The sequence below is a fragment of the Arthrobacter sp. 49Tsu3.1M3 genome, from assembly GCF_900168135.1.
Taxonomy (GTDB): domain Bacteria; phylum Actinomycetota; class Actinomycetes; order Actinomycetales; family Micrococcaceae; genus Arthrobacter.
In genome coordinates, this window is record NZ_FUZD01000005.1 from 13,645 (window position 1) to 26,538 (window position 12,894).

A 12,894-nucleotide genomic window follows, 5' to 3' on the forward strand; every position below is an offset into this window, starting at 1 on the left:
GGGCCTGTCCTCGCTCAGCGAGGTCGGGCCCGGACACCGGGAATAGCAGGCGGAGCAATGCCGGACCGAAGGCCGGCGGCGAGGACCGCCGTCGTGAGTATTAGTGGAACTGGCCTTCTTCGGTGGATCCCACCAGGGCCAAAGTGGATGCGTTCGGGTTGAGCGCGGTGGCGATGTCGTCGAAGTAGCCGGTGCCGACTTCGCGCTGGTGCTTGGTGGCGGTGTAGCCGCGGGACTCGGAGGCGAATTCCTTCTCCTGCAGCTCGACGTACGCGCTCATGCCTTCCCGGGCGTAGCCGTGGGCGAGGTCGAACATCGAGTAGTTCAGGGCGTGGAAGCCGGCCAGGGTGATGAACTGGAAGGTGAAGCCCATGGCGCCGAGTTCGCGCTGGAACTTCGCGATCGTGGCGTCATCGAGGTGCTTGCGCCAGTTGAACGAGGGCGAGCAGTTGTAGGAGAGCATCTGGTCCGGGAACTCGGCCTTGACGGATTCGGCGAATTTGCGGGCCAGTTCCAGGTCCGGGGTGCCCGTCTCCATCCAGATGAGGTCGGAGTACGGGGCGTAGGCCTTGGCGCGGGCGATGCAGGGTTCGATCCCGTTGCGGACCTTGTAGAAGCCCTCCGGGGTGCGGACCGGCTGGCCGCCTTCGCGAAGGATGAATTCCTGGTCACGCTCGTCGACGTCGGAGGTGATCAGGGTTGCCGCCTCGGCGTCGGTGCGGGCGATGATGACCGACGGGGTACCGGCGACGTCGGCGGCGAGCCGGGCCGCGTTCAGCGTCCGGACGTGCTGCTGGGTGGGGATCAGGACCTTGCCGCCGAGGTGGCCGCACTTCTTTTCCGAGGCGAGCTGGTCTTCCCAGTGCACGCCCGCGGCGCCGGCCTGGATCATGGACTTCATGAGCTCGTAGGCGTTCAGCGGGCCGCCGAAGCCTGCCTCGGCGTCGGCCACGATCGGGACCATCCAGTCCTCGACCGTCTGGATGCCTTCGGAGAACTCGATCTGGTCCGCGCGGAGCAGGGCGTTGTTGATGCGGCGGACCACCGTGGGGACGGAGTTGGCCGGGTAGAGCGACTGGTCCGGGTAGGTGTGGCCGGAGTTGTTGGCGTCCGCGGCGACCTGCCAGCCGGAGAGGTAGATGGCGCGGAGGCCGGCCTTGACCTGCTGCACGGCCTGGTTGCCGGTCAGCGCGCCCAGGGCGTTGGTGTAGCCGCCGGTCTTGTGCTCTTCGGTGAGCTGCTTCCACAGCTTTTCGGAGCCGCGGCGGGCGAGGGTGTGTTCTTCGGAGACGCGGCCGCGAAGGCGGATGACATCCGTTGCCTTGTAGTCCCGGGTCACACCTTCCCAGCGGGGGTTGGCGGCCCACTCGAGCTCCAGTGCGGCGGCCTGCTGCTCGGGCGTCTGCTGGGTGGGCTCAAATGCTGCAGTCATCTTTGTCTCCTTGGTGGGGGCCGGCCCGGCCAGTCTGCGTCCCTGCAGAGCCTGGCCGGTCGTTCCCGGATGGTGAATCTTTCCGTGAGATCTACTTTTCTGCACTTTCCAAGGGGTTACTAGACTAAAACCATGGAAAGAAACGCACTTCTTCGCGTATTCTCAAGAAATGCACTCAACCAGCTGGAACCGCCAAGCTCTTTCTCCGTCCGCGCCCGCAGCGCCGGAGGTGGACGTCATCAGCATGGGCCGCCGCGTCCGCCATCTGCGCAAGGCTGCAGGTCTCACGCTCGATGACCTGAGCGCCGCCGTCGGGACCGCCCCGAGCCAGCTGAGCCTGATCGAAAACGGCAAACGCGAACCCAAGCTGGGCCTGCTCCAGCAACTGGCGGCCGCGCTCGGGGTGAGCATCGACGAACTGCTCGGTGCGGAGCCGCCCAACCGCCGCGCGGCGCTGGAAATCGAGCTGGAAAGATACCAGCGCAGCCCCATCTACGAGTCCCTGAACCTGCCGAAAATCCGCATCAGCTCACGGCTTCCGATGGATGTGCTGGAGTCGATGGTGGGGCTGCAGCACGAGCTCGAACGCCGGCTCAACGAGCAGGTGGCGACGCCGGAGGAGGCCCGCCGCGCGAACGGTGAACTGCGGGCGATGATGCGTGAGCGGAACAACTATTTCCCCGAGTATGAGGCTGAAGCGCAGAAGGTCCTGGCCTCGGTGGGCCACACGAGCGGTCCGCTGTCACATCACGTCATCTCGGACATTGCCGGACACCTCGGATTCAGCCTCCACCATGTGGGTGACCTCCCCCATTCCACGCGTTCGGTGACGGATCTTAAAAACCGCCGAATTTATCTCACGCAGAACGCACGCAGCGACCACGACCCCCGTTCGGTGCTGCTGCAGGCGCTGGGCCACTACGTCCTGGGCCACCAGACCCCCAACAACTACGGGGACTTCCTGATGCAGCGGGTGGCCACAAACTACTTCGCCGCGGCACTGATGCTGCCCGAGCAGGCCACCGTGGCATTCCTGCAGGAGGCCAAGCAGGCCAAGGAAATCGCGGTCGAGGACATCCGGGACGCCTTTGCCGTGTCCTATGAGACCGCCGCCCACCGCTTCACCAACCTCGCCACGCAGCATCTGGGCATCCGCACGCACTTCCAGAAGACCCACAAGAGCGGCATCATCTACAAGGCCTACGAAAACGACGGCGTGACGTTCCCGCAGGACCACACCGGCGCGATCGAGGGCCAGTTCTCGTGCCGGAACTGGACGTCCCGGGTGGTGTTCGACGTCGCGGACAAATTCAGCGCCTACAACCAGTACACCGACACCCCGGCCGGGACATATTGGTGCACGGCCCGGACGGAACGCTCCGCGAACGGGGAGTTCTCGCTCTCCGTGGGTGTCCCGTATGCGCACGTGAAGTGGTTCCGCGGCCGGGACACGACGGAGCGGTCCAAGTCCACCTGCCCGGACGAAAGCTGCTGCCGCCGCCCGCCGGCGTCGCTGACCGCCGAATGGGCCGGGAACGCCTGGCCTTCTGCCCGGGCCCACTCCCACCTGCTGGCCGCCATGCCGCCGGGCGCCTTCCCGGGCGTGGACGAGACCGAGGTCTACTCCTTCCTGCAGGCGCACTCGGGGAACTGACCCTCCCTCAGCTTCTGCATGTTTTCCCCGGACGCTCCCTCAGGTCCTGCGGTTTCTGGCGGGACGCTCCCTCAGATCCGGCGAGGCGGCGTTCCCTGGATGTGGCTGACAGGAGCGCGGACTATATTGGCCTGTGTCAGCTCATCGATCCATCTCGCGGGAGCGTGCGCCCATGGCCAAGGAACTTGCCACCCAGCTCATCGAACAACTCCAGGCTGCCGGCGTGCAGCGGATCTACGGGATTGTGGGGGACAGCCTCAACCCGATCGTCGACGCCGTCCGCAAGACCGGCGGCTCGCAACAAGGCGGTATTGACTGGATCCATGTCCGGCATGAGGAGGCTGCCGCCTTCGCCGCGGCGGCGGAAGCCCAGCTGACCGGCCGGCTCGCGGTGTGCGCCGGCTCCTGCGGGCCCGGCAACCTGCACCTGATCAACGGCCTGTACGACGCCAACCGTTCCGGGGCGCCGGTGCTGGCCATCGCCTCGCACATCCCCAGCAAGCAGATCGGCAGCAGTTTCTTCCAGGAAACCCACCCCGACCGGCTCTTCAACGAGTGCTCGGTCTACTCCGAGCTGATCAGCACCGCGGAGCAGGCGCCCCGCGTCATGCACAGCGCCATCCAGCACGCCGTCGGCCTCAGGGGCGTCGCCGTCGTGACCCTACCCGGTGACATCGCAGGCCTGGAGGCGACGGCCGAGACGCCGGCCCCGGCGACCTTCCGGCCGGCGACGCTGGTGCCGGATCCCGCGAGTGTGCAGGAACTGGCCGACGCCATCAACGCCGCCGGCAAGGTGGCCATCTTTGCCGGTGCCGGCGTCGAGGGCGCGCACGACGAGGTGATTGCGCTCGCCGGGCTGATCGCGGCGCCGATCGGCCACAGCCTCCGCGGCAAGGACTTCATGCAGTACGACAACGCCTATGACATCGGCATGACCGGGCTGCTGGGTTACGGCGCCGCGGCCGAGGGCATCGAGGACGCGGACCTGCTGATCCTGCTGGGTACGGACTTCCCGTACGACCAGTTCCTCCCCGGAACCCGGACGGCGCAGGTGGACCGGGCCGCGCACAAACTGGGGCGGCGGACCGACGTCGACATTGCAGTGCACGGCGACGTCCTCCCCACCCTTGCCGCCCTCATGCCCTTGGTCACGGCCAAGAAGAGCCGCCGTTTCCTGGATGCGATGCTGAAGAAGCACGACCGGCTCATGAACAAGGCCGTGGGGGCGTACACCCGCAACGTCGGGACGAAACAGCCGATCCACCCGGAATATGCGGCCTCGCTGCTGGACCAGGTGGCGGCGAGGGACGCGATTTTCACGGCGGACACCGGCATGTGCAATGTCTGGACCGCCCGGTACATCAACCCGCTGGGCACCCGCCGGCTGATCGGCTCGTACCTGCACGGGTCCATGGCCAATGCGCTGCCACACGCGATCGGCGCCCAGCTGGCCTACCCCGGCCGGCAGGTGGTTTCGGTCTCCGGCGACGGCGGCCTGTCGATGCTGCTGGGCGAGCTCATCACGGTCGCGGCGCACCGGCTGCCCGTGAACGTGGTGGTCTTCAACAACTCCACCCTGGGCATGGTGAAACTCGAAATGCTGGTGGACGGGCTCCCGGACTTCGGCGTCGACGTCCCGGACGCCAACTACGCGGACGTTGCGCGGGCCCTGGGCTTCCACGCCGAGCGCGTCACGGATCCGTCCCGCATCGAGGCCGCGTACCGGGAAGCCTTCGCCCACCCCGGCCCGTCGCTGGTGGAGCTCATCACGGACCCCAAGGCGCTGTCCCTCCCGCCGAAGATCAAGGGCGCGCAGGTCCTGGGCTTCGCCACGGCCATGTCCAAAGTGGTCCTGAACCGGGGCGCCGGCGAGGCCGTCAGCATGGCACGGAGCAACCTGCGGAACGTCCCGCGGCGCTAGGGGCCCGGCGCTGAAACCCGGCGAGTTCGCCGGAAGCTGCCCGGTTCGCCGAACATTTCCGGCGAACTGGAGACATTCCGGCGAACTGGGCACCAATCGAGGCGAAGGGGGTGGCCATGAAAGATCACCGCATGGCGAAAATTGTGGCGGCCGGAACCATCGCGGTGCTCACGGCTTGTGCGCCCCCGGTACCAGGGCTTGTGAAGGCCGACGGCGTCGAATGGGTTCCGGTGGACCGTGCCGCGTACGCTGCCGAGCTTCAGGCATTCCGGGCCTCCGCCCTGACGCTGGGAGCCGCGCTGCTGGCCGACGGCGGTGAAGGGGCCGAAGGGAACGTGGTGTCATCCCCCGGCGGTCTGCTGATCGCGCTCGCGATGCTGCGGGCAGGGGCATCTGGGGAGACCGCCGTCGAAATGGACCAGGTGCTGGGGCTCCCGGACCGCAACCGGGATGAGGCGATGAACGCCCTGCTCGAGTCCCTGGCGGCGTACGACGGTGATCCCGGCTCGGTCGACGAAAAGGATCCGCCCCGGAAACCGGTCCTGCATGCGGCTAACGGTCTGTTTGTGGACAAGGACGTACCAACCGGGAAGAACTACCTGGCAACCCTTGCCCGGCACTACGGCACCGGGGTCTACCCCGTGGATTTCCGGGATGAGGCCGCCACGAGGCCGGCCCTGGATGCCTGGGTGGACCGGAACACGGGCGGCCGGATCAAGAAGGCACCCGCGGAGTACGATCGCGACAACACGTTCAGCCTCCTCAACGCCCTGTACTTCGCCGCGGCGTGGGAGTCGCCCTTCGACCCGAACAACACCTCGGGCGAGCCCTTCTCCACGCCAGATGGCGAGGAAATCAGCGTGCCAATGATGCACCAGATGCTGCAGCTGGCCTATGCGGAGGGCCCCGGCTGGCGGGCGGTCGAGCTGCCCTACGCAGAAGGTTTTGCCATGCGGCTGGTGCTGCCCGCGTCCGGCGAAGGGCCGGAGACCCTGACAGCCGCCCAACTGGCCGAGATTGCGGGGGCCCTGGACACGGCCCCGGAGGTCTCCGCCCTGATCTCCCTGCCCAAGTGGGACCACACGAGCAGCTTCGACCTGCGGAGAGTACTCTCGTCGCTGGGGCTCGTCAGGACCCTGGCCACCGCCGAAGACTTCGACGCCATCCAGAGCGGGCTCATCATCACTCAGGCCGCCCAGGCCGCCAGCATCACCGTTGCCGAGAAGGGAACGGTGGCCGCGGCCGTGACGCAGATTGACGGTGCCGTGACCGGGGTGCCGCCGGAGCCGGACCAGACCATCGACTTCGACCGGCCGTTCCTCTACCAGATCGTGCACACCGAAACCGGGCTCCCGATCTTCATGGGGAAGGTCGCGGACCCGCGCTGACGGGCGGCCTCCCGGGACCCACGCTGAAAGGCGGCCCACCCGGACCCACACTGACGGCCGGCCTCCCGGGACCCACGTCGCCGGAAGCTCTCCAATTCGCCGCAAACATCCGGCGAATTGGAGGGACTCCGGCGAAATCGGCGGCTTAGGGCGTCCCGCTCCGGCGCTCTTGGGCCAGGGCCCCCGCCACTTTTCCAATCAGCTCGTACGGGACAGGCTTCCGCAACGGGAACTTCAGGGTGCCCTTCGCTGCACAGTAGGGGGCGAGTTCCGTGGCCAGCGATTCGTCGCCGTCGGGCATGGGGTAGACGGAGATGTGGTGTGCCCAGGCCGCGAAATATACGACGCATTTGCCCCCGAGCGTGATCGTCGGGATGCCGTAACTGATCGTCTCCCCTGATCCGGGTACCGCGGCATGGCAGTGCCGCCGGATCTCCTGCATCGCCTCCTGCACGTCAGCAGGAAACGAGGCGATGTATTCCTCCACTGACTCAAAGTGCTGTGCCATTGCCGTTCCCTCCAGCGATCCCAGCTACGAGTTAGCGCGGGCCGCCCTGCCACAAGGCATCGAACGGGGCGCCCGAGGCCACGCGGTTCCGGATACCGGCGGTCACAAACGCCTTCGCCGTCCGGGCGGCGGCCAACGGCGTCGCACCCTTGGCGAGCTCGGCCGTCACCGCCGCGGCCAATGAGCACCCGGCGCCCGACACCGCCACGTCGCCCACCTTCGGGGCGGACAGGACTTCCAGGGTTTCGCCGTCGTAGTAGACGTCGACGGCGTCGGGGCCTTCGAGCCGCACGCCGCCCTTGGCGAGCACCGCGGCGCCGCTGAGCTCGTGGATGCGGACCGCGGCGGCCTTGAGGGACTCGACGTCGGTGATCTCCAGCCCGGAGAGCGACTCGGCCTCGAAGTGGTTGGGCGTGACGAAGGTGGCCAGCGGCAGGATGTGGGACTTGAGCGCCTGGTCGGTGTCCAAGGCGTGGCCCGGCTCCTGGCCCTTGCAGATCAGCACCGGATCCAGCACCACGTTGGAGAACTGCCCGCCGGCCAGCGCCGCGGCCACGGTCGAAATCGTCGCCGGGCTGCCCAGCATGCCGATCTTGACAGTGTCCAGCACGGCCGGTGCGCCGGACGCGGCACCGTAAGCCGCCGTCGTCGCTTCCAGCTGGTCCGCGATGACCTGCTGGTCCACCGGGACAAAGCGGTGGTTCCAGTTGTCCTTGGGGTCGAAGGACACAATGCAGGTCAGGTTCGCGATCCCGAACACGCCGAGTTCCTGGAACGTCTTCAGGTCAGCCTGCGCGCCGGCGCCGCCGGTCGCTTCGGAGCCTGCGATGGTCAGCGCGACGGCGGGGGAGGAGGCGGCATCGGAGGCGGGCTCGGGAACTGTGTCGGAAGCAGTCAAGACGGCGGAATCGAATGCGGTAGAAGTCATGGTCCCATCCTGCCATCCCGCCATCCCGCCAAAACCACCCGCATTGTGCTGATGAACAAGCATTCCGTGAACAGTATGAACAAAACCCGGGTGTTCCGGATCACGCGGACTAGGGTGGCGGACGGTGTTGCTTACAGGCGGCGCCGGATCCAGGAAGGTTCATTGATGAGCACCCAACTGACCGAGGCGGCCCAGACCCGGAAAGCCGTCGGCAACATTCTCAAAGGCTCGGCCGGCAACCTTGTTGAGTGGTACGACCTCTACGTCTACACAGTGTTCGCGGCCTACTTCCAAGCGCACTTCTTCAACTCCAAGGACGAGCTCCAGGCCGGCCTCGAGGCGATGGCCGTCTTCTCGACGTCGTTCCTGATGCGCCCGATCGGTGCCTGGTTCTTCGGCCGGTACGCCGACCGCAAGGGCCGCAAAGCCGCGCTGACGCTGAGCGTCACCATGATGTCCGCGGGCTCTTTCGCGATCGCGGTGCTGCCAACCCAGGACGTGATCGGCCTGTGGGCCCTGATCCTGCTGGTCCTCATCCGCGTGATCCAGGGCTTCTCCGTGGGCGGTGAGTACGGCACCAGCGCCACATACATGTCCGAGGCTGCCACCTCCAAACGCCGCGGCTTCTTCTCCAGCTTCCAGTACGTCACCCTGATCGGCGGGCAGATGCTGGCCCTGCTGGTCCTCGTGGTCCTGCAGAACGCCATGCCCAAGGCCGAGCTGACCGAGTGGGGCTGGCGCATCCCGTTCGCGGTGGGCGGCGTGGCAGCCTTGGTGGTCCTGTGGCTGCGGCGCTCCATGGAGGAAACCGTCTCGGCCGAACAGCTCGAGGCCGCAAGGGCCCCTGCCGTGGGAGGCCAGGCGCAGCCGGGGACCATGAGGCTGCTGTTCACCAGCTACTGGAAACCGCTCATGATCTGCATCGGAATCACCCTTGGCGGCACAGTGGCGTTCTACACGTACACCAACTTCATCCTGAAGTTCATGAACGATACCTCCGGCATCGCCAAGACCGACACGTCGGTCATCAACTTCTGGGCACTGTTCATCTTCATGCTGCTCCAGCCGGTCTACGGCATCATCTCGGACAAAGTCGGCCGCAAACCACTGCTGCTGTGGTTCGGCATCACCGGCGTCCTGTTCACCTGGCCGCTCCTGTCCGCGCTCGCCGGGACCAAGGATCCGGTCACCGCGTTCCTCCTGATGATGGGCGGCCTGCTGATCGTGGGCGGCTACACCTCCATCAACGCCCTGGTGAAGGCCGAGCTCTTCCCTGCATCCATCCGTGCCCTCGGGGTGGGCCTGGGCTACGCGATCGCCAACTCGCTCTTCGGCGGCACCGTCCCGCTCATCGGCGCTGCTCTGCAGAAGGCCGGGCAGGAAGAGCTGTTCTTCACCTACGTCACCGTGGCCATCGGCATCTCCCTGCTGGTCTACATCTTCGCCCTGAAAAACAAGAAGTCCACGCACCTGGATCACGAGCAGGGCCACGCCTGGGCGGCTGCTGAGCCGGACGACGGCGCGGCTGCTGGTCCGGGCGACGGCGCGGCTGCTCGTCCTGGCGACGGCGGCAGGGACGAGGACAAGGACCTCATCGACGCCTCGCGCCGGTAGGGCCGAGGCCTCGCCGCTGTCGGGGGCTCGTCCTCGAATTCGCCGGAAACGCGCCGGGTCGCCGTTTGTTTACGGCGACCCGGCGCGTGTCCGGCGAACCCGCGTCCTGCCGCCAGACCGCCGTGCCCGCACCGTCGGGTGCGAGAATGGAGGCGGTTCCGGCGGCATGTGTCACCCGGGGCCGTCCAGTGCTAATACAGCCGGCCGCCCAGCGTGTTCCCCCTTGCGGGTGCGGGCCGCCGAGCGAACCACTACGAATGGAACGCCCATGACTTCCGCCAAGACCTTCCCGGCGCCGGCCGCGCCAAGATTCGCCTCGATCGGCTCCCCACACTTCGGCATCATGCTCGCTGTCATGGCCGTGGTGCTGATCCTGTCCAACATCGGGGCATCCAAGGGCGTGGCGATCGGCCCCGTCATCACCGACGGCGGTTTCTTCCTCTTCCCGCTGGCGTACATCCTGGGCGATGTCATCAGCGAGGTCTACGGCTTCAAAGTGGCGCGCAAGGCCATCATCACCAGCTTTGCGCTCTCCGTCTTCGCGTCACTCTGCTACTGGGTCATCATCGCCCTCCCTGGGTTCGACGACGAATACGGTTCCTCGAAGCAGGCAGCCCTGGAAGGCGCACTGGGACCGGTCCCGCAGATTGTGCTGGCATCGCTGCTGGCCTTCCTCGCCGGCCAGACCATCAACTCCTGGATCCTGGTGAGGATGAAGGCTCGGACCGGGGAAAGGCCCCTGTGGGCGCGCATCATGGGCTCCTCCGTGGCGGGTGAGTTCGTGGACACCCTGATTTTCTGTAGCATCGCCGCATCCGTGATCGGAATTACCGACGCCGCGATGTTCGTGAACTACGTCCTCGTGGGCTTCCTCTACAAGACCCTCGTGGAGTTCGCCTTCGTCCCGCTGACCTCGCTCGCCATCGGCTGGGTCAAGAAGCGCGAACCGAGCTACGGCGCCTAGGACTCATCCTCCTCCGGCTGCTGGCTGCCGGCTGCCGCCATCCGCCGTACAGTTCGGAGCCAGCCGGTTCGGAGCCAGCAGCCGCCCAATTCGCCGGAAACCCTCGGTGTCGCCATACTTTTCCGACGACGTGGCGGGCTACCGGCGAATTCGACGCGGGGGCGGGGGTGTGGGGTGCCGGCCGCAACGCAGCCGACGCTCAGGGGTACCGGCGGCCGGCCAGCGCACGAAGCAGGCGGTGCTTGAATTCCTGCTCGTGAAAGAGGTCCTTCCACTCCACACGGACGAACCGCCAGCCCTCTTCAACCAAGGCCTTCTCCCGGCGCCGTTCCTCGAAGAGCACTTCGGCCGTCGGGCTGTAGTCGAAGTACTTGATTTTGCCATCGAACTCGAGGGCGACCTTTTCCTCCTTCCATGCAAAGTCCAGGCGATGGCGCCCGGCGCGGCTCGACACTTCCAACTGCGGCTCAGGCGGTCGGATCCGCAGCCGCAGGATGAGGTCGCGGGTCAGGGTCTCACCGGGAGATTCGGAGCGCGGATCGGCTGCGGCCAGGACGCGGCGGAAAGTCCGAATGCCCCGGCGGCCGTCCAGATCATGTGCCATGGCCTGCAGGGCGCCCGGGTCCGCGCCGAGTCGAAGCGCGTGGTCGGTGAGGATCAACGCCTGCCTGTAGGGCAGCAGCATGGCGCAGTCGGCCGTCGTGCGCTCCAGGGAAGTGGTCCGGAGGCCGTTCACCACGGCGACGTCATGGTCGGCGAAGGGGCGCGTGTGGCAGCGGACGTCTCTGCCGTGACGCTCGTTCGAGGGCCGTACCTTCTGGAGGACATGGATCACGTCATCCACGTCCCACAGGTGGAGGAGGCGGAGGCGCGCTGCGGACGTGTGGCTGTAATGGAAGGTGCCTGTCGACGTCGTACGCGTTCCGTGGGCATGCGCATAAATGAGCTGCCGGCTCCGGACAGTAGGCGACTGGGCATTCCAGAGGCTGGCGCGGATGTAGCAGCCGTGCCGGAGCCGGACGAGGGTGCCTGAATCGAGGAGCGAGCGGATGGTGCGCGAGCTGTAGCCGAGATCCAGGAGCTGTTCGGTGCGCCAGAGGTTACCGGTCGGCGGCAGCTCCAGCACGGGGTTGTGCGTCATGCGACCAGCTTCGGCCGCTAAAGGAGCAGGCGGGAGTCCCCGCCGTCGCTATGTGGAAAACACGACGGCGCCGCACCTTGGCTTCTGTGGGGGACGGCGGCATTGGACGCCGCCCACTTCGCCGGAACGTGGCGGAGGCGCCGCAAATTTACGGCGAAGTCGGTGGTTTCCCGCGAATTCGGCGGCGACGGCGGGCAGGCGGGCGGCGGCGACGGCGGGCAGGCAGGCAGGCAGGCAGGGAGGCGGGCAGGCAGGCGGGCGGCGGCGACGGCGGGCGGGCGGGCGGGACGTCAGCCGGGAACGCGGGCCGTGGTGCCGCGGATGATGAGGTCCGGCTCGATCAGCTGGCGCTCAGGCTCAAGGGTGGGGTCCTGGATCCGTGCCAACAGGGCGTTTGCGACGCCGGACCCGACAATGTCGCTCCGGTTGTCCACCGAGGTCATGTCCAGGTACCGCGACTTGGCCAGCGGGGAGTTGTCGTAGCCAATCACAGAGAGCTCTTCCGGGACGGACAGGCCCCGGGCCTTGGCTGCGGCGAAGGCGCCCAGGGCCATGGTGTCATTGGCGGCGAACAGGGCGGTCGTGTCGGGGTGGTGGTCAAGTACCCAGCAGGCGGCCGCATAGCCGTCCTCCTCAGAGGTGCCGCGGGATTCGCCGGCGATCCGGGCCTCGACGCCAGCCTCCAGGATGCGGCGGCGGAAGCCCTCCCGCCGGTGGGCTGCGGCGCCGCCGGAGCCCGAGAGATGTCCGATGCGCGTGTGGCCGAGCCCGATCAGGTGCTCCGCCGCCATGCGGCCGCCGCCGTCGTCGTCGTTGGTGATGAGCCCGGCGCCGGCGGGAACGCCGTTCCGCCAACCGGCGACGACGGCGGGAACCCAAGTGCCGGCCATCATGGACTCGCTTGGCTCGGCGGCGATGACGAGTCCCTCCACGTGCATGGCCAGCAGGCCGTCCACGGCCTCCGTGATGCGGTTCTCGCCCGGGCGGGAATCCGCGAGGGTGACCTGGTAACCGCGGGGGGAGAATACCGATTCCATGCCGCGCAGGAGGTCCACGAACCAGGGGTTCCGGAAGTCGTCAATGACCAGCCCGATGCTTTTCGTCTGGCTGCTGGCGAGCGTGGTCGCCGCCCGGCTGGGTCGGTAACCGAGCTCCGAGATGGCCGCCCGGACGGCCTCACGACGCTTCTCGCTGACCTTTGACGGGTTTTGGAGCACGAGCGAGACCAGCGACGGGGAGACGCCGGCGCTCTTGGCGACGTCGTAGATCGTCGGACGGCGGGTTCTGGGGGTATTCAACGACATCTGCAGGGCCTTTCACGTCTCATCCGAGGATAACCGGTCA

Annotated in this window: 10 protein-coding genes; 5 read left to right on the forward strand and 5 right to left on the reverse strand. The window is 67.1% G+C overall.

What is annotated here, in order from left to right:
* Window positions 1–100 precede the first annotated feature (100 nt).
* The gene (aceA, locus tag B5X90_RS08075) at window positions 101–1,432 is read right to left on the reverse strand and encodes an isocitrate lyase (protein WP_018774359.1); all 1,332 of its coding nucleotides are present in this window, start codon (window positions 1,430–1,432) and stop codon (window positions 101–103) included.
* Window positions 1,433–1,601: 169 nt separating this feature from the next.
* Between aceA and B5X90_RS08080 the strand changes: the two genes are divergently transcribed.
* The 3 genes from B5X90_RS08080 (at window position 1,602) to B5X90_RS08090 (ending at window position 6,395) form a co-directional block, all read left to right on the forward strand.
* Window positions 1,602–3,086, forward strand: a complete 1,485-nt coding sequence (locus B5X90_RS08080) for a helix-turn-helix transcriptional regulator (RefSeq protein ID WP_026266594.1) — start codon at window positions 1,602–1,604, stop codon at window positions 3,084–3,086.
* Window positions 3,087–3,258: 172 nt separating this feature from the next.
* Window positions 3,259–5,007 carry a pyruvate dehydrogenase gene (locus tag B5X90_RS08085; protein ID WP_079551771.1) on the forward strand — a complete coding sequence of 583 codons (1,749 nt, stop codon included), beginning with the start codon at window positions 3,259–3,261 and terminating at the stop codon, window positions 5,005–5,007.
* A gap of 116 nt (window positions 5,008–5,123) precedes the next feature.
* Window positions 5,124–6,395 (forward strand): serpin family protein, encoded by a 1,272-nt coding sequence (locus tag B5X90_RS08090; protein WP_256860120.1) that lies wholly within the window; start codon window positions 5,124–5,126, stop codon window positions 6,393–6,395.
* 145 nt (window positions 6,396–6,540) lie between these two features.
* Here the strand turns inward: B5X90_RS08090 and B5X90_RS08095 are convergent, their stop codons facing one another.
* Both B5X90_RS08095 and B5X90_RS08100 read right to left on the reverse strand, forming a co-directional pair.
* Window positions 6,541–6,903: an iron chaperone gene (locus tag B5X90_RS08095; protein WP_079551775.1), complete on the reverse strand. Its 363-nt coding sequence runs from the start codon at window positions 6,901–6,903 to the stop codon at window positions 6,541–6,543.
* Between the two features lie 31 nt (window positions 6,904–6,934).
* The gene (locus B5X90_RS08100) at window positions 6,935–7,831 is read right to left on the reverse strand and encodes a hydroxymethylpyrimidine/phosphomethylpyrimidine kinase (RefSeq protein ID WP_079551777.1); all 897 of its coding nucleotides are present in this window, start codon (window positions 7,829–7,831) and stop codon (window positions 6,935–6,937) included.
* A gap of 165 nt (window positions 7,832–7,996) precedes the next feature.
* On the opposite strand from B5X90_RS08100, the gene B5X90_RS08105 reads away from it, so the two are divergent.
* Window positions 7,997–9,445 carry an MFS transporter gene (locus B5X90_RS08105; protein WP_079551779.1) on the forward strand — a complete coding sequence of 483 codons (1,449 nt, stop codon included), beginning with the start codon at window positions 7,997–7,999 and terminating at the stop codon, window positions 9,443–9,445.
* Between the two features lie 268 nt (window positions 9,446–9,713).
* Window positions 9,714–10,409, forward strand: a complete 696-nt coding sequence (locus B5X90_RS08110; RefSeq protein WP_079551781.1) for a queuosine precursor transporter — start codon at window positions 9,714–9,716, stop codon at window positions 10,407–10,409.
* A gap of 199 nt (window positions 10,410–10,608) precedes the next feature.
* Here B5X90_RS08110 and B5X90_RS08115 read toward each other — a convergent pair whose 3' ends face one another.
* The gene (locus tag B5X90_RS08115) at window positions 10,609–11,550 is read right to left on the reverse strand and encodes a type IV toxin-antitoxin system AbiEi family antitoxin domain-containing protein (RefSeq protein ID WP_079551784.1); all 942 of its coding nucleotides are present in this window, start codon (window positions 11,548–11,550) and stop codon (window positions 10,609–10,611) included.
* Window positions 11,551–11,840: 290 nt separating this feature from the next.
* Window positions 11,841–12,854 carry a LacI family DNA-binding transcriptional regulator gene (locus B5X90_RS08120; RefSeq protein WP_079551787.1) on the reverse strand — a complete coding sequence of 338 codons (1,014 nt, stop codon included), beginning with the start codon at window positions 12,852–12,854 and terminating at the stop codon, window positions 11,841–11,843.
* Between the last annotated feature and the right edge of the window lie 40 nt (window positions 12,855–12,894).

Bases quoted from the DNA above. Each gene is read 5' to 3' on its own strand.
- B5X90_RS08110 (WP_079551781.1), top strand. From the start codon at position 9,714: ATGACTTCCGCCAAGACCTTCCCGGCGCCGGCCGCGCCAAGATTCGCC.
- B5X90_RS08090 (WP_256860120.1), top strand. From the start codon at position 5,124: ATGAAAGATCACCGCATGGCGAAAATTGTGGCGGCCGGAACCATCGCG.
- B5X90_RS08100 (WP_079551777.1), bottom strand. From the start codon at position 7,831: ATGACTTCTACCGCATTCGATTCCGCCGTCTTGACTGCTTCCGACACA.
- B5X90_RS08085 (WP_079551771.1), top strand. From the start codon at position 3,259: ATGGCCAAGGAACTTGCCACCCAGCTCATCGAACAACTCCAGGCTGCC.
- B5X90_RS08120 (WP_079551787.1), bottom strand. From the start codon at position 12,854: ATGTCGTTGAATACCCCCAGAACCCGCCGTCCGACGATCTACGACGTC.
- B5X90_RS08080 (WP_026266594.1), top strand. From the start codon at position 1,602: ATGCACTCAACCAGCTGGAACCGCCAAGCTCTTTCTCCGTCCGCGCCC.
- B5X90_RS08105 (WP_079551779.1), top strand. From the start codon at position 7,997: ATGAGCACCCAACTGACCGAGGCGGCCCAGACCCGGAAAGCCGTCGGC.
- B5X90_RS08115 (WP_079551784.1), bottom strand. From the start codon at position 11,550: ATGACGCACAACCCCGTGCTGGAGCTGCCGCCGACCGGTAACCTCTGG.
- B5X90_RS08095 (WP_079551775.1), bottom strand. From the start codon at position 6,903: ATGGCACAGCACTTTGAGTCAGTGGAGGAATACATCGCCTCGTTTCCT.
- aceA (WP_018774359.1), bottom strand. From the start codon at position 1,432: ATGACTGCAGCATTTGAGCCCACCCAGCAGACGCCCGAGCAGCAGGCC.